This window comes from Acinetobacter genomosp. 15BJ, from assembly GCF_000400715.1.
In the GTDB taxonomy this organism is placed as follows: domain Bacteria; phylum Pseudomonadota; class Gammaproteobacteria; order Pseudomonadales; family Moraxellaceae; genus Acinetobacter.
Genome location: NZ_KE007347.1, coordinates 571,807 through 587,707 on the forward strand (window position 1 = coordinate 571,807; position 15,901 = coordinate 587,707).

The 15,901-nt window shown below is 37.3% G+C and carries 21 protein-coding genes and 1 tRNA gene; 18 read left to right on the forward strand and 4 right to left on the reverse strand.

From position 1 onward, the window contains the following. The first annotated feature begins 291 nt into the window (after positions 1-291). From F896_RS11345 to F896_RS11315, 9 genes are all read left to right on the forward strand, one after another. Positions 292-368, forward strand: a tRNA-Met gene (locus tag F896_RS11345). Positions 369-553: 185 nt separating this feature from the next. Then, positions 554-787: a hypothetical protein gene (locus tag F896_RS11340; protein WP_004807776.1), complete on the forward strand. Its 234-nt coding sequence runs from the start codon at positions 554-556 to the stop codon at positions 785-787. 110 nt (positions 788-897) lie between these two features. Then, the gene (locus F896_RS11335; protein WP_004653101.1) at positions 898-1,107 is read left to right on the forward strand and encodes a cold-shock protein; all 210 of its coding nucleotides are present in this window, start codon (positions 898-900) and stop codon (positions 1,105-1,107) included. A 458-nt stretch (positions 1,108-1,565) separates the two neighbouring features. Next, positions 1,566-1,778: a cold-shock protein gene (locus tag F896_RS11330; RefSeq protein ID WP_016163430.1), complete on the forward strand. Its 213-nt coding sequence runs from the start codon at positions 1,566-1,568 to the stop codon at positions 1,776-1,778. A gap of 225 nt (positions 1,779-2,003) precedes the next feature. Then, complete coding sequence (locus tag F896_RS21330; protein WP_262758204.1) at positions 2,004-2,135, forward strand: hypothetical protein; 132 nt, start codon at positions 2,004-2,006, stop codon at positions 2,133-2,135. Between the two features lie 222 nt (positions 2,136-2,357). Beyond that, entirely contained in the window at positions 2,358-3,776 is a 1,419-nt protein-coding gene (locus F896_RS11325) for an NAD(P)/FAD-dependent oxidoreductase (RefSeq protein WP_016163431.1), read from the forward strand. A 167-nt stretch (positions 3,777-3,943) separates the two neighbouring features. Further along, on the forward strand, positions 3,944-4,105 hold the full coding sequence (locus tag F896_RS21005) for a hypothetical protein (protein ID WP_016163432.1): 162 nt from the start codon (positions 3,944-3,946) through the stop codon (positions 4,103-4,105). 155 nt (positions 4,106-4,260) lie between these two features. Next, positions 4,261-4,695 carry a putative hemolysin gene (locus F896_RS11320; RefSeq protein ID WP_016163433.1) on the forward strand — a complete coding sequence of 145 codons (435 nt, stop codon included), beginning with the start codon at positions 4,261-4,263 and terminating at the stop codon, positions 4,693-4,695. A 186-nt stretch (positions 4,696-4,881) separates the two neighbouring features. Continuing rightward, positions 4,882-5,442 (forward strand): FxsA family protein, encoded by a 561-nt coding sequence (locus F896_RS11315; protein WP_016163434.1) that lies wholly within the window; start codon positions 4,882-4,884, stop codon positions 5,440-5,442. 46 nt (positions 5,443-5,488) lie between these two features. Here F896_RS11315 and F896_RS11310 read toward each other — a convergent pair whose 3' ends face one another. Next, the gene (locus F896_RS11310) at positions 5,489-5,674 is read right to left on the reverse strand and encodes a hypothetical protein (RefSeq protein ID WP_016163435.1); all 186 of its coding nucleotides are present in this window, start codon (positions 5,672-5,674) and stop codon (positions 5,489-5,491) included. A 241-nt stretch (positions 5,675-5,915) separates the two neighbouring features. On the opposite strand from F896_RS11310, the gene F896_RS11305 reads away from it, so the two are divergent. After that, positions 5,916-6,173: a hypothetical protein gene (locus tag F896_RS11305; protein ID WP_004807761.1), complete on the forward strand. Its 258-nt coding sequence runs from the start codon at positions 5,916-5,918 to the stop codon at positions 6,171-6,173. Between the two features lie 59 nt (positions 6,174-6,232). Here F896_RS11305 and metK read toward each other — a convergent pair whose 3' ends face one another. Beyond that, entirely contained in the window at positions 6,233-7,399 is a 1,167-nt protein-coding gene (metK, locus tag F896_RS11300) for a methionine adenosyltransferase (RefSeq protein ID WP_004653111.1), read from the reverse strand. Between the two features lie 382 nt (positions 7,400-7,781). On the opposite strand from metK, the gene tkt reads away from it, so the two are divergent. After that, on the forward strand, positions 7,782-9,770 hold the full coding sequence (tkt, locus tag F896_RS11295; protein WP_016163436.1) for a transketolase: 1,989 nt from the start codon (positions 7,782-7,784) through the stop codon (positions 9,768-9,770). A gap of 139 nt (positions 9,771-9,909) precedes the next feature. Beyond that, positions 9,910-10,548 carry a hypothetical protein gene (locus F896_RS11290; RefSeq protein WP_016163437.1) on the forward strand — a complete coding sequence of 213 codons (639 nt, stop codon included), beginning with the start codon at positions 9,910-9,912 and terminating at the stop codon, positions 10,546-10,548. Positions 10,549-10,584: 36 nt separating this feature from the next. Here F896_RS11290 and F896_RS11285 read toward each other — a convergent pair whose 3' ends face one another. Further along, entirely contained in the window at positions 10,585-10,995 is a 411-nt protein-coding gene (locus F896_RS11285; protein WP_016163438.1) for an OsmC family protein, read from the reverse strand. 227 nt (positions 10,996-11,222) lie between these two features. Between F896_RS11285 and F896_RS11280 the strand changes: the two genes are divergently transcribed. Next, positions 11,223-11,801 carry a YceI family protein gene (locus F896_RS11280; RefSeq protein ID WP_016163439.1) on the forward strand — a complete coding sequence of 193 codons (579 nt, stop codon included), beginning with the start codon at positions 11,223-11,225 and terminating at the stop codon, positions 11,799-11,801. A 124-nt stretch (positions 11,802-11,925) separates the two neighbouring features. Here the strand turns inward: F896_RS11280 and F896_RS11275 are convergent, their stop codons facing one another. Then, a complete protein-coding gene (locus F896_RS11275) occupies positions 11,926-12,603 on the reverse strand; it encodes a LexA family protein (RefSeq protein ID WP_016163440.1) in 678 nt (225 codons plus the stop codon). 134 nt (positions 12,604-12,737) lie between these two features. Here F896_RS11275 and F896_RS11270 point away from each other — a divergent pair, with 134 nt between their 5' ends. The 5 genes from F896_RS11270 (at position 12,738) to F896_RS11250 (ending at position 15,855) form a co-directional block, all read left to right on the forward strand. Then, positions 12,738-13,145 (forward strand): hypothetical protein, encoded by a 408-nt coding sequence (locus F896_RS11270; protein WP_016163441.1) that lies wholly within the window; start codon positions 12,738-12,740, stop codon positions 13,143-13,145. Between the two features lie 59 nt (positions 13,146-13,204). Beyond that, the gene (locus F896_RS11265) at positions 13,205-13,756 is read left to right on the forward strand and encodes a hypothetical protein (RefSeq protein WP_016163442.1); all 552 of its coding nucleotides are present in this window, start codon (positions 13,205-13,207) and stop codon (positions 13,754-13,756) included. Positions 13,757-13,981: 225 nt separating this feature from the next. Next, positions 13,982-14,734, forward strand: a complete 753-nt coding sequence (locus F896_RS11260) for a hypothetical protein (RefSeq protein WP_016163443.1) — start codon at positions 13,982-13,984, stop codon at positions 14,732-14,734. Positions 14,735-14,850: 116 nt separating this feature from the next. After that, the gene (locus F896_RS11255; protein WP_016163444.1) at positions 14,851-15,246 is read left to right on the forward strand and encodes a hypothetical protein; all 396 of its coding nucleotides are present in this window, start codon (positions 14,851-14,853) and stop codon (positions 15,244-15,246) included. A 60-nt stretch (positions 15,247-15,306) separates the two neighbouring features. Then, positions 15,307-15,855: a hypothetical protein gene (locus F896_RS11250; RefSeq protein ID WP_016163445.1), complete on the forward strand. Its 549-nt coding sequence runs from the start codon at positions 15,307-15,309 to the stop codon at positions 15,853-15,855. The last annotated feature ends 46 nt before the right edge of the window (positions 15,856-15,901 follow it).

Below are 15,901 nucleotides of genomic sequence, written 5' to 3' on the forward strand. Positions count from 1 at the left end.
CTATATAAATGAAAGGGTGATGATATTGTTACATAATGGGCTTTTTACTGCATAATATTTTTGTAGAATTTTGAATTATAAAGAAATAGTCGTTTTATTGAACGAATCTTGATTGATTTACTCAATATCTGAAAATTTAGAACTCATTTGTAAGTTTAACTCAGCCATATTGAATAAGAGTGAGTTTTGATCGTTTTGTGTGTAATTTAGACATTAATTGATAAATTAAGCGATTTTTATAAAAATAATTTGCATTGTGAGTAAGATGTGCGTATAAAGCTAACTCGTCGGTGCGGGATGGAGCAGTCTGGTAGCTCGTCGGGCTCATAACCCGAAGGTCGTTGGTTCAAATCCAGCTCCCGCTACCAACCGAATTAAATTAGTTATGCTCTGTGATGTATTTAAGATTACTGTCTAAAAAGAATAGACAGTAATAAAGTTAGCTGAAATAACCCTAAATAAAGCTAAAAATTATTAGATTCTAGAAATGTAGCTATCCTCTCTCATCTATCTAGTGTTATAGTAAATCAAAATCGATCACTTGAGCTCAGAAATGAGTGATTTTGTGTTGAAAATTATTAATGAATGGCGTGTAGCCAAAGCCAGCAATGGCAATGAAATTTGTGTGAGAATCATCCCTTTAAAGCGTCAGCAAAATACGCTGAATGGTTTTAAATGGGTAGAAGTAGGAAAGAAGATCCTGTTGGAATCAGGTCAAGAAATTGACTTTAATTTGGACGGGAAAAGCTTTTATACGGATGTTAATCAACTTTATCGATTGACATAAATGGTTCACATACTTGTAGTATCTATTCAATAAGGATAGATTGTATTAAATCATGATGTAAAAATTTTGATTTAATTCATAAATGAACAAAGTTTAAAAGGTTTAAAGGTATGTCTGATACAGTTACTGGTACTGTTAAGTGGTTCAACGAAACTAAAGGTTTTGGTTTTATTCAAGCTGACTCTGGCGAAGATGTTTTTGCTCATTTCAGCGAAATCCAAAGCAAGGGCTTCAAAGTATTGAATGAAGGCCAACGCGTTTCGTTTGTTCTTGGTCAAGGTAAAAAAGGCCCACAAGCAACTCTAATTACTGTTATCTAATTACTTTAGACCAGTGAAAAAAAAGCTCACAACAGTGGGCTTTTTTTGTGGCTAAAATAATTTGAACTTAGTGAAAGAGTGAATATTTGAGAGTAAAAGAAAATGAAATAATATGTTAAAAATTTATATAAAAATCATAATTTAGAATTTGGATGAAAAGATTTAAATTTAAATCCATGAAAATTAATTAAAAAAATTATTTTCTATTTGTTTTTAATTCTGAATAGCATGCTGGAAAACAGCATAGGAGGTAGGATTGATAGATAGAGATTGCGTGAAAAATGTAAAGTCGTGTATAGTAAAAGCTAACTAGAAGAATAACGCTGTTGATTCAGAAAATCTTGCATCTCATATAGTTGTAGATAAACCTTTCGTTTTATCAGATTTCCTCTCAGAGTTTATGATTCCAAGTTGCTCGCTGCTAAGCGCCCCAAATTTTTTAAAATAGGTTTAAATATATGTCTAATACTGTGACTGGTACAGTTAAGTGGTTCAACGAAACTAAGGGTTTTGGCTTTATTCATGCAGACTCTGGACAAGACGTTTTTGCTCATTTCAGCGAAATCCAAAACAGTGGTTTCAAAGTGCTACATGAAGGTCAACGCGTGTCTTTTACAATTACTGAAGGTAAAAAAGGCCCTCAAGCAAGTGGTATTACTGTCGTTGCTTAAAACTAAGCGCGATATCTAAAAAAAGCTCACTTTGGTGGGCTTTTTTTATGTCTTGATGTTTTGTTTTCTTAAAACACACTCTTTTTTTAAATTATTTTGTATTAAGTGTCGATTTTTGTCATAAATTCACCATTTGGTTGAAAAATTGCACTAGCTAGATATACGACTTTTTGCTAATTTATTTCTATTGATTTGTTAGGCAAATTAATAAGTGTAGTACATTTAATGAGCGTTAAAGTTATGGAAAACTTGGAGCCGTATGCTCAAGGGTTTGAGCAAGAAGTTCATGTACATTGCAAGAGATCTTTAGGTACGTTGTTATTCAGCTTTGTGGTATTGATTGCGACTAGCCTATAAGAGAGAAAAGCACCTTCGGGTGCTTTTTTAATTTCTATTGTTAATTTTTATTGAATCACCTCATTTTTATCGTTGATGTTTGAAGATCTGGGTATATTGATGGAATATACGACTACTTATATACCTATCAAAACTATTGAAAGATTCTGGTTTTGTTCCTCAATTTTTCTGCGATAAGCTGCTTGCATTAATCGGTAAGTAATTGTTTTAGGTGAATTTAGAATGTTTGGTGATATAAAGAAACCAGCGCATTTCAATGATGTTGTTTTTAAAGAAAGTAAAGCATATAAAAATTCTAATGAATGGAGTTGGGTAAATCCGAAGCACGGTCAATTTGATCATCCTGCAAACTATTACGAGAGTTCTTTAGAGGACTGGCATTGTTTTGATACTTTATCAGCAGATCAAGAATGTGATGTTGTTGTGATCGGTGGTGGATTGTTAGGTGCTTCAACAGCATTGCATTTGGCTGAGCAGGGTGTTGATACGATTCTGGTTGAAAAGAATCGCATTGGCTCCGCAGCGTCAGGTCGAAATGGTGGACAGCTTACCCCTGGTCTGGCGCGTTGGGAAGCTGAAGAAATGATTAAACGTTTGAGTTATGACGATGCTAAAAAACTTTGGCATTTTACTTCTACTGAGGCGATGTCTTTAATTGATCGAATTGCAGCAAAATATAATGTCAACTTAGCGCGTAAACGTGGACATATTACCGCTGCGGTACATGAGGGACATTTGATTGCCTTGACTCAAGGTGCAGATGCTAGAAAGTATTTGGGTGAGGATCACACTAAAGTGGTAGGTGAGTATGAATTAAAAGAGTTGATCAAGTCTGACCTATATAAAGGTGGCTTGGTGGATGATTTAGGTGGTCATATTCATCCATTAGCACTCAATCGTGCTTTGATATATGGCTTTTGTAAAAACGGTGGTCAAGTCTTTGAACAAACTGAAGTGCTATCGCTTTCTGAACAAGCCGATGGTATTTATGTGCAGACAGCTTCAGGTTTGATTAAAGCGCGTAAAAGTATCGTGATCGCAGTACATCACAATGCCTTTAAGTTACTTCCTGAAAAGAAACAAACAGCAATTCCATTTCATACCTATATCGCAGTTACGGCACCATTAGACGTGCCAATTACTGAATTATTACCACACGATCATCCTGTTTACGATACGCAATTACAGATTGATTATTATCGCGGTGTTTCTAAGAATAGATTGCTTTTTGGTGGGCAAGGAACAGGTACAAGTTGGGCAGTGGGCAGAATGAATCAATATTTATTAGGTCGAATTAATAAAGTTTTTCCGCAGCTTAAAAATGTCGAAATGGACTTCTGCTGGAGTGGTGTTAGTGATTTGACTATGAATGGCGCAACAGATAATCGAAAATTTGGCAATAAATTTCCAATTTATGCGGTACATGGCTGGAGTGGGCATGGTGTGGCGCAAACCGTCCGTATAGGTAAAGCAATTGCAGATGATTTTTCAAGTAAGAATACCGATTACGCAATGCTCACCAAAATTCAGCACAACGATATTTTATTTGGTCGTTTATTGGCGCCGTTGGCGATTCCAATGTCAAAAGGTTGGTATGGTGTTACTGGAATGCTCAATCCTGGAAAAATGGTATCGTTTTAATATTCGTTTATCTTCATTTCTAATAAAAATGTCTCCACATTGTGAGACATTTTTTATGTTTCTTAAGCTTGAAATATGGGTGGTGTATATGTGACTTATTCGACTTCAATTTTCTCTATATATGAATAAATATAATATGTTAGGCTAAATAAAAAAGGATGAATTCCATGGATATTATACAAGTTAAAGATTTTTCAGCGGTAACGGGGTATACACAAGCTATTATGGCAATGGATGAGTGGGTGGATACACGACCTTACTTTTATATCATCAAAGAGCATTACTTGATTGATCAGGCTATTCGATTGGAATACATCATTATCCAATAAGCATATCTTTTGATAAGCTTGCGAATGAAAAAGTATGACCACGTTATGCAGTTCATACTTTCTTATTGACTAAGTTCTTTTTGTTTCAAATCATAGACATAATAATCTACATTATTTTGCTATCTTTGCCTTTTTACTTTATCAGAATTCAAATTATGAAAAAGATCTTACTTTTAGGTGCAATTGTGGCCTCATTGGCAGCGTGTTCAGCAACACCAAATAAAGATATGACCCCACCAAAAATTGGTATGGCAAACCCAGCAAGCAAATATTGCGTAGAGCAAGGCGGCCAGTTGGAAATTAAAAATGAAGCCAATGGTCAGGTTGGATACTGTAAGTTACCAAATGGTCAAGTAGTTGAAGAGTGGGAGTTGTTCCGCGCTAGTCAACCGAAATGTGTGGCTGATGAAGCGACAAAGTTAATTGGCCAGTCTGGATTAAGCGAAGATCAAATCAAACAAAAAACCAAGTCTGAGATTGTTCGCAGTGTTGGACCAAATCAACCTGTAACTATGGATTATCGTGAAAATCGTGTAACAGTAACAATTGATCCGCAGTCTAAGAAGATTATCCAAGCGACTTGTGGCTAATCGATAGAAATTATCTAAGCTCTCAATTAGATCAAATTTAATTGGGAGCTTTTTTATACAAGCTATCACTTCAGACTTGATAAATTGAAAAATGTACCCATCAATTAGTTTATTGAGTTTATTTTATTTGTTGTGTCAGGATTGATTCTTCAAGATTGCACAAGGTTTTAATTTTCGAGATTTGACATGAATCTACTTCTTATCGTGGTGTTTGGCACAATTGCCGAAGTTTTAGTTTGGATTGGCGTGGGTGACCTCGTTGGAAGTATGTGGTATGTCTTTTTCTGGTTCATTATCGCATTCTTTATTGGCTTGAATATGGTTCGTTCAAGTACATCGAGCATCATGCCTCAATTGCAGCAAATGCAGATGACAGGCCAACTGGGTGGTGATCCAGCGGTCACCAAGAAATTAGCGTTGGCGATGTCTGGTTTTCTATTGATGGTTCCCGGTTTAATTTCTGATGTATTGGCAGTGTTGGTTTTAATTGCACCTGTTCAAACGGCATTCCGTAATGCCTTGATGAAAACCATGGCCAAGCGTCAGCAAGCCATGATGGATAAAATGATGGGTGGTATGGGCGGTGGTGCAGCTGGTCAGAATCCATTTGCGGATCTAATGCGTCAAATGCAGGATATGCAAGACCAACAAGGTGGTGGTCAATATCGAGATTCAACCATTATTGATGGTGAAGCACGTGAAGTAAAACCTGACCAAAAGAAAATTGAGTTTAAAGACGTGAACTGATTCAGTTCAATGTAGATAAAAAGGCACACCAATAGCGTGTGCTTTTTTATGGCTTATCTTTTTGTTCTTGCGGATTCTGAGTTGGTTCTGGAGTAGCAGGCAGATCGGCTTCTTTGTTTTGTGGCTGATAGTGGCTTGGTTGAAGGGTTGTTATCTCATTTTCTGACTGTTTGTATTTACGACTGCGATTTGCTCGTTCTCGAAATCCACCTTTGTTAATTAATTCGGTCATGATGTATTCCACAGTTTCAAAAGATTATTTTATCAAATTATGTGAAAGATCAAAATAATATTAAGAACTTAAAGATTTGTTTAAAATCGAGATTCTAATCAAATTGTCATAAAAAATTGTTAATTTGAATGAATAGGTCAGAAAACGAGATTGAATTCTCGGTTTTTTTTTCATAGGATAAAAGTGCGACATTTAAAATTGTTGTAAAAAGAAAATAAAAAATAAGTGGTAGGAGGAATTAATGATGTTATATCAATATCATTGTGCATGTTGTGACAAGGTTGTTGCATCAACTGATAAAGAGTGTCCACATTGTGGTTCTCACCATATTCGTAGTCCGTATGGTCTATGGATGTTCTGTGTAGCGGCGTGTCTAGCCGTTGTCGTTGTTATTAAGCTTGCACATTTGTATACGCAACATCATCAAGAAGATCAGCCCGTTCAAAGCAATTCACTATTTGAGATGTTTAAGCAAGATAATACAGATTCTGCTAAATAATTTTGGGGTAAATAAAAAAGCTCGCATTTGCGAGCTTTTTTATAGAAGAGCAGTGTGGATTACAATCCAGCTGCATCTTTAAGGATTTCAACTTTATCTGTTTTTTCCCAAGTAAAGGCAGAGTCTGAACCTTCGCGGCCAAAGTGACCGTAAGCTGCAGTTTGCTTATACATCGGTTGAATCAGGTTGAGCATACGTGTGATGCCATATGGGCGTAAGTCAAAGTGTTCACGTACAAGTTGAATAATCAACTCATCTGATACTTTACCTGTATTGAACGTATTAATAGAGATCGATGTTGGCTCTGCAACACCGATTGCATAACTCACTTGGATTTCACATTTATCTGCTAAACCAGCGGCAACAATGTTTTTTGCCACGTAACGACCAGCATAAGCAGCAGAACGGTCAACTTTCGATGGATCTTTACCAGAGAAAGCACCACCACCATGACGTGCCATACCGCCATAAGTATCTACAATAATTTTACGACCTGTTAAACCACAGTCACCTACAGGGCCGCCAATTACAAACATACCTGTTGGGTTAATATGGAATTTAGTGCCTGCATGGAACATTTCAGCAGGGATGATCGGCTTAACAATCTCTTCAATAATCGCTTCTTTAAGCTGGATTTGAGAGATCTCAGGATCGTGCTGTGTTGATAATACAACTGCATCTAAACGAACAGGTTTGCCATTTTCATAGGCAAATGTCACTTGGCTTTTCGCATCTGGGCGTAACCAAGGTAATGTACCTGAACGGCGTAATTCTGCTTGACGCTCCATTAAACGGTGCGCATAAGAGATAGGAGCAGGCATGAGCACATCAGTCTCACGGCTTGCATAACCAAACATTAAACCTTGGTCGCCAGCACCTTGATCTTCTGGCTTTTGGCGGTCAACACCTTGTGCAATCTCTGGAGATTGTTTACCGATCATGTTGATGACGGCACAAGTTGAACCATCAAAACCTAAGTCTGAGTGGTGATAGCCAATACCATTTACGGTTTGACGTACAATCGCTTCAAAGTCCACATTTGCTGTTGTTGTGATTTCACCAGCAAGAACAACCGCACCTGTTTTTACTAATGTTTCACAAGCGACACGCGCATACGGGTCTTCTTTTAGGATTGCATCTAAAATTGCATCGCTAATTTGGTCAGCCATTTTGTCTGGATGACCTTCGCTTACAGATTCTGAAGTAAAAACAGCATACTCGCGCATGAACGTCCTATCATTGGTATTTTCAAAAAGACAGAGTATGTTACATCGACTTGACGCATAGGACTAGCACAAGCTGACTAAAAAGCATGAATTTATTTCATTTTCATTATGTTTTTATTGATATGTGTATCAGGGAAACTGATATTAATGTCCTTTTATATGAATAAATCTGTAATTTAGGGTCGAAATTGTTCGCCTCTAATTTACATTCTGTTTATCACATGAGCATTTACCCACAGAATGACAGATGAATCAGCGAAAAATAAGAAATATCGTGTATTGGACTTTACCCACTGGCGTTTTTTTAAGACAATAGTCGCATCTTTTGAAAGATGGTTTCTCATCTTCTCTCATCTTATTTGATTTAATCGGATTCTGACTTATGACAACCCCTTTAAATGAACGTCGTATTGCAAATGCAATTCGTGTCTTGGCAATGGATGCTGTGCAACAAGCAAACTCAGGGCATCCAGGTGCACCAATGGGGATGGCAGATATCGCTGATGTTGTTTGGCGTGAATTTTTAAATCATAACCCGACGAACCCACAATGGGCGAACCGCGACCGTTTCGTATTATCGAATGGCCATGGTTCAATGTTGCAATATGCATTATTGCATTTGACTGGTTATGAGTTATCTATTGAAGATTTAAAACAATTCCGTCAATTACATTCTAAAACACCAGGTCACCCAGAATATGGCTATGCGCCTGGTATTGAAACAACAACTGGCCCATTAGGTCAGGGTATTGCAAATGCAGTTGGTTTTGCATTAGCTGAAAAAACTTTAGCAGCGCAGTTCAACAAAGACGGTTTAAATGTTGTTGATCATTTCACTTACTGTTTCTTAGGTGATGGCTGCTTGATGGAAGGTATTTCTCACGAAGTATGTTCACTTGCAGGTACTTTGGGTCTAGGTAAGTTGATTGCCTACTACGACGACAATGGTATTTCGATTGATGGTGAAGTTGAAGGTTGGTTCAGTGATGATACTGAACAACGCTTTAAAGCTTATGGTTGGCAAGTCCTTCGTGTAGACGGTCATGATGCTGATGCAATCCGTCAAGCGACTGTGGAAGCGAAAGCTGAAACCAATAAACCAACCATCATCATCTGTAAAACGATTATTGGTTTAGGTTCACCAAATAAACAAGGTAAAGAAGATTGCCACGGTGCGCCATTGGGTAAAGACGAAATCGTTTTAACCCGTGAAGCATTAGGCTGGAAAGAAGATTCATTTGTTATCCCTGAAGATGTTTATACAGCTTGGGATGCAAAAGCAAAAGGTCAAACGTCTGAAGCAGCTTGGAATGAATTATTTGCTCAATACCAAGCAAAATATCCAACTGAAGCAGCTGAATTATTGCGCCGTATCAATGGTGATTTACCTGCTGAATTTGCTGCACAAGCAGATGCATTTATTGCTGAAACCAATGCAAAAGCAGAAACAATTGCAACACGTAAAGCAAGCCAAAATACTTTACAGGCATTCGGTCCATTACTTCCTGAATTATTAGGTGGTTCTGCTGACTTAGCGGGTTCTAACTTAACACTTTGGAAAGGTTGCCAAGGCGTACAAGAAAACCCAGCGGGTAACTACGTGTATTACGGCGTTCGCGAATTCGGTATGACTGCAATTGCGAACGGTGTGGCTTTACACGGTGGTTTCGTTCCTTACGTTGCAACATTCTTGATGTTTATGGAATATGCACGTAATGCAGTACGTATGTCTGCATTAATGAAGCAACGTGTGATTCATGTTTATACACATGACTCGATCGGTTTAGGTGAAGATGGTCCTACGCACCAACCAATCGAACAAATTGCATCATTACGTGGTACACCAAACTTAAATACTTGGCGTCCATGTGACACAGTTGAAGCAGCTATTTCTTGGAAATCTGCGCTACAACGTAAAGATGGTCCATCTGCACTTATTTTCTCTCGTCAAAACTTACCATTCCAAGCACGTAATGAAGCTCAAATTCAAAATGCTGCAAAAGGTGGCTATGTACTTGCTGAAGAGAAAGGCGAGTTAAAAGCAATCATCATTGCAACAGGTTCAGAAGTTTCATTGGCAATGGAAGCATATGCACAACTTGAAGGTGTGCGTGTAGTGTCTATGCCATGTGCTGAAGAGTTTATGAAGCAAGATGCTGCATATCGTGAAGCTATATTACCTGCACATATTCGTGCACGTGTAGCGGTTGAAGCAGCTCATGTGGATTACTGGTGGAAGTTTGTTGGTTTAGACGGCAAAGTGATCGGTATGACCACTTACGGCGAATCTGCACCAGCGAAAGACCTGTTCCAATTCTTCGGTATTACTACTGAAGCGGTTGTTGCTGCGGTTAAAGAATTGACTGCTTAATCAAATTAAGTGGTATAAAAAAGCGCTCTGATTTGAGCGCTTTTTTACGTATGTAAATTGAGCATCTCAAATCAATGTTGATATATACTTAAAAAATTATTAAAGATTTTCTTATTCAATAGGTTAAATAACAACGATTATGACTTATATACCACCACATTTATTTTCAATAATTTGTCGAATCGCTGCTAACCAGACTTATTATTTTGAGAGTGATGACTGGCGTTTAAAACTTAGAGAAGCTTTATTCGAACAAAGTACCATGGCTGATCTCGATATAGGTTTTGATACAGAAATTCTTTGCACAGAAGATCCAAAACAAAATCTATGTAAATATCAATTATTTAAATATACAGACAGTTTAATTCAAAGTTTAAACGAAATCGAAAATTTATCCACTTGGCGATTATTTGGAATTGATTGTATTGATGAGTATGAAACACGGTTTTTGAAGATGGCAAGCTTGGATATGGTTCATAATTTTGAAAAACCAGAGTTTTTTCCGCAGTATAAGACCAAAATTATAGAACTGGTTAACATGCTCATAACCAATAAATGTGGTTATGAGTTAAGAAGTATCGACGAAAAATATATTAAATTGGACCAGAAACAGGGGCTTTTCTACTGCCCAGATGACAAAAGTGAAGTGAATTGGTATGACTTAATTTATATGATTATAAGCCCAGAAGCAAAAAAGATCATTCCTCAGCCTCAGCATATGTTGGAAGAATTTGACTCTCAGGAACTGAATTGTCAGTTCAAGATTAATTTTTTATAAATATGGTCTTTAACATAAAGACCATATTTATATTACTCATCCGATACTTAATTCACTCTGAATCGAAATATTTGATGTTAATAACTTATGAATCGGGCAGCTTTCTGCGACTTTTAATAAACGCTTATGCTGATCCTCGGTAAATTCACCTTTTAAGATAATTTTACGTTCAATATTGTTGTGTCCTGATTCCGGTTCACCATTGGGATTTAAGGCTAAATCAACCTGAACATGATCAAGCTTAATCCCTTTGTGATTGGCGTACATTTCTAAAGTAATAGTAGTACAGGCACCTAAAGCTGAAAGCAAAAGCTGAACTGGGTTAGGTGCAGTATCTTGACCGCCTTTATCGGTAGGCTCATCTGCATACCATGTATGGCCAGCAGGATCCGTCAATGTAACGCGATAAGGTGTTGTTGTACTGAGTGCTTGTGCTGTATGTGTCATGTTTTACCTTGTTGTTTATCGTGAAGTATCTAAATCAAAATATACCGATTGATCATGTGATCTTGCCGATCAATTGTCCAGTATCGAATGGTCTTATGATATTGATTTTTGATAAGTGCTGTAACGCTTTTATTGTTGCACTGGTGAAACATATCGTTTTATAAAGACTAGTGAATAAAAATACTTGATCTATACACTAATCACTATATCAAACAAGGATACGAAAAATGCAATTTAAAACATTAAGCCTCGGTTTAGCAGTCGCTTTAGCTAGTTCGGTAGCATTGGCTGCGCCAGTCGACTATAAAATTGACCCAACGCATACTGCAACAGTATTCAGCTGGAATCACTTTGGTTTCTCTACACCAAGTGCAAATTTCACTGATATTCAAGGGACAATTAAAGTTGATAATGCAAAACCTGCAAATTCATCTGTGGAAGTGACGATTCCTTTAAGCAGTGTAAATACTAATGTTACTGCTTTAGACAAAGAGTTCCAAGAAGAAGCTTGGTTTAATGCTGCGAAATATCCAAACATTACTTTTAAAAGTACCAAAGTAGAAACTAAAGACAAGAAGCACTTTAAAATTACAGGCGATTTAACGGTTAAAGGCGTGACTAAACCAGTGGTGTTGGATGCTGTGCTGAATAAACAAGGTGAGCACCCAATGGCGAAAGTACCTGCAATTGGTTTTAATGCAACAACCAGCTTTGATCGTTCAGCATTTGGTATTGGCAACTACGTACCAAATGTTGGTGATAAGATCACTGTGAATATTACAACTGAAGCAACTGCTGCGAAGTAATATTACATTGAATAAAAAGCCTAGATCATCATCTAGGCTTTTTAATATCAGTTTTCTGGTATAAATAATTAAGATACTAATATTAGATTTAAATAAGAATACTAATAAGTAAATCCTTGAAAAATTAGCTATGTTTTATTTTGGATCTACGTTTGGATTGGTAGATATAGCGAATGGAATCGACGACTTCTCCGACAAAAATACATTCTTCATCTAAGGGAATGATGTTGGGCTTGAATTCCGGATTTAGTGCTTGTAAGTATCGTGAATTATCGGTTTCGATAACAAGGCGCTTAAATGTCGCATCTTCATGTTTTCTCACCACAATCATGTCACCCGATTGCATATCGCTATATTGCACAGTAGGGTCAACTAAAATGTAATCACCTTCATGAAAGACAGGATAATTACTTAAACCTTGTACCTTTAAATAAAAGCAGTCATCACAATCATCGGGTAGTGGCAGCCATTCCTCAATCTGTGTGATATCAACCGATTCAACATTGGTAAACACACCAGCTTGCACCCAAGACAATACGGGCGCCATATTGGCCTTTACCGGGGTGATGTTCAAAATATCATCATGACCTGATTCTTTTGGCGTAGCACTGCCGAGACCTGTTTGCAGCCAATAGGCATCTACACCTAGAAAATTAGCAATCGAAGGCAAATGTGATGATGAGCTTACCAGCCCTGTTTCAAGCTGGCTAAGTGCAGATTGGGTAATGCCAACAGCAGCAACCACATCTTTTTGAGACTTCTTGGCTTTTTTTCTTGCTTCTTTGAGCCGATCTTTAAGCATTTTAATGCACCTTAAATCAATGAATTAAGAATATTAGCAAGCTAATGTGAAGTCAAATTAGTATTCTTATTGAATTAATATTAGTTTGCTAATATAATTGGTCTGTCGATTAGGTTAAATGCTAGAGGTGCGGTATGAACAAGTCAATCAACCCAAATATGCATATTAAGCAGAACTTAAATGCAGAAATTGAAGCATGGCTGGCTCAAGGTAATGCAATCACAACAATCCAAAATAGCTATGAACAAAGATTGAAAGCAAGACCAAGCCATGTTGTAAAATTTGTATCTCAAGAAAAAACACAAAAAGAATTAAAGCGACTCGAAAGAATTGCGAATCAGGCCACAGAAGATCAGATCCATATGTTCAGTACTTGGTTGGATGAGCAAAAGGGGCGAGCTAAAGCTTTAGTGAACGTTCTAGGCTGTGCTCATAGTTATATTTCTCAAATCAAAAGTGCAACCAGACCTTGTACTAAAACACGGTTTGAAGAAATTCATCAGGCAATGAATATTGTTGAAGCGAGAGAAAAGTATCACTAACCGCAACAAATACAATGATCGCTAAATCACAAAATATATAATCAGTAAGAGGTGACGTTATGAATGCAAATGTAGCAAAGTTTGAAAAATTTGAATGGTTAATGCAGGGGCTAAGCTTGCGTTCGCCAAATTTCGAGCCTTTTGTGCGTGGTACAGGCGAGAGAACATTGAGTTACGAAGATCGTTTAGGTGCAATTGCATCAATGTCTACACCACTGGCAAAGTCGGTCACGGCATTGATTGTGTTCGAACATAAAAGCAAGCAAGACTATGACGATGTCCGTCAGCATTTGGCTAAAGTATTTATTGAACAAGCAGTACGAGATAAAAAACGAGAGCCAGAACGTATTGCGATGTACCATTTGGCGGGATTGATAGCACGGATGGTATTAGATTTTGTGTTAGATCCTGATTTAGAGGAAAACTATACAGCCAAGGGGCGTCTTGCTTATGCAGGTATTAGTCGCCATCAGATGAATGTTGATAGTTATAGAAAGACATGGAAGGGTTATGAAAGCTTAATGATTCAGACGATTGAAACGGCTATCCTTGAGGCTGAGACTACGATTGAACAATATCGAAAAAATACTTACAAAAATATGCACGCATAGGGATTCCATTATTTCGGAAACTAGGCTATAGTTTTTATATACTGGTCGTATTACATTTGACTTCGACCAAAAGTAAAAAGCTCGCATCTCGCGGGCTTTTTTATTGCCTAAAACTCGGTATCCGTCAGGAGCCGAGTTTTTTTATATCCGTAGAAATGCAATCGTCCATTTTAACTTTATTAAGTGGATGCTTTAAAAGCCAATAAATAACTCAAGGTGATTAAAATGAATTGTGTCAATCATATGATGTTGGGTTCTTTTTCAATTAAACACTTAGACATTCTTTCTTATGCAGACATTGTACCTGCCGTCATGCGAACCACAGCTGACCTAGTAGGTATGACTTATATACACGGAAATAATCAATTAGGTTCTATAAAAATAAGAGAAGTGGTCGATGGATCTTTAGCTATTTCAGCTTATTTTCAAGCACAAAAAGGTCGATTTTCATTTACCCATTCAAATACTACTAACCAGTCAGTTGTGATTTTGGGTGTGGATTATGAGCCTAAAAATAAAGTAACAGTGAACAATATTGAGCAGGGCTTTGTTATTTATAGTCACTTTGACGCTGGTAAATTCGTGGTGGTATTGGGTGATTTTAATAGCTTAAATAATGTCACTTACACCCAAGATAATCCATCTGAAAACCCAATTGTGACTTTTGAAATTACCAGTTCTCAATCGATGAATGTTTATATTGATTATGAGTTTGTCGGAGCATGGCATTCAAGTAATGCATTGAAATTGCCAAAGTATTATCAAGTCGTTGCACAGGAGGGTTTAACTCAGCTTGATTTTGATTTGCGTGAAGCCTATGCCAGTTTGGATTATAAAATGCCCGCTGAACTTGAAGATGGCGTCTATTACCACTTAACCAGTCATGGTGAAATCTTGGGTTCAGAAGTCAAGGTCGGGGACTTTGTGCAGTTCCATGATCAGCAAAGTTGGATGATGCATTATCCACAATCTGTCTAAATTAAATTTTTTCAAGAACCATGGGAGTGATGATGGTTGGAAACTGAAAGATCAATCTACTCAAACCAGGCCTTATCTTTAAACAAGTTGAGGCCTTTTTATTTATGGAGGACAAAATGACAGAGGTTGTTTCAGCGGGTGCAGGGATTGCAGCCGTGATTAAATCGTATGGAGTATTTTTTATTGTCTTCATGGCACTGAGCTTTATGTTTTTGGCTTGGATGGTTGTGATTATGACTCGACTACCCAAGTCTCGACGTGAATGGGTGGTTTCACTCATTTCAACCGCAGTCGGCAGTATTGCGGGTGGTGCTTTTGTGATCCAGCATTTTGGCTTGCAAGCATGGAGTGAAAATGCTTATGGCGCATTCGCATTAGGCGGTTTGTATTTTCTGTGTGGATTACCCGTTTGGGCGATTATCCGCTGGAGCTTTAACTATATTAATGCCAGAGAAAATTCAACCATTTTAGATGTAGCAAAAGAGGTGAAAGACTTTAAAGACAAATTTTAAATAATAGATTCAATCCAATGCCGCCTTCGGGCGGTTTTTTATTATAAAAAGGAAAATGACATGACAATAACACAAGACGGTTTCGATATTTTACGCAAAAAATTTGGCAAGTTGAGTCAATCTCAAGTCGATGGCATCAACTTCCTCATTTCTTTACTGGGCGAAGATAAGACGATTATCCCCACTCAAGCTGCTTATATCTTGGCAACGGCTTGGCATGAAACGGCTAAAACCATGCAACCAGTGATTGAATATGGTTCAGAAAAATATCTAAAGTCTAAGCAATATTATCCCTATATCGGCTATGGCTATGTGCAACTGACCTGGTTGGCAAACTATAAGCGAATGGGAGATTACTTAAAAATTGATTTAGTGAAAAATCCAAAGCTTGCTTTACAAGCAGATATTGCAGCCCGTGTCATGATTGTCGGTATGAAAAAAGGCATGTTCACAGGTAAAAAACTCGCGGATTACATCAATCAGGATGGAAAAGATTATATCAATGCGCGACGAATTATAAATGGAACGGATAAAGCAGAGTTGATTGCAGGCTATGCAGAGATATTTGAAAAAGCTTTGAAATTGTCAAAGGAAATCAACTTTGCTTAATTGATTATTTTTCTTATAAAAAAATTTTAATTAAAATTAGAGGTTA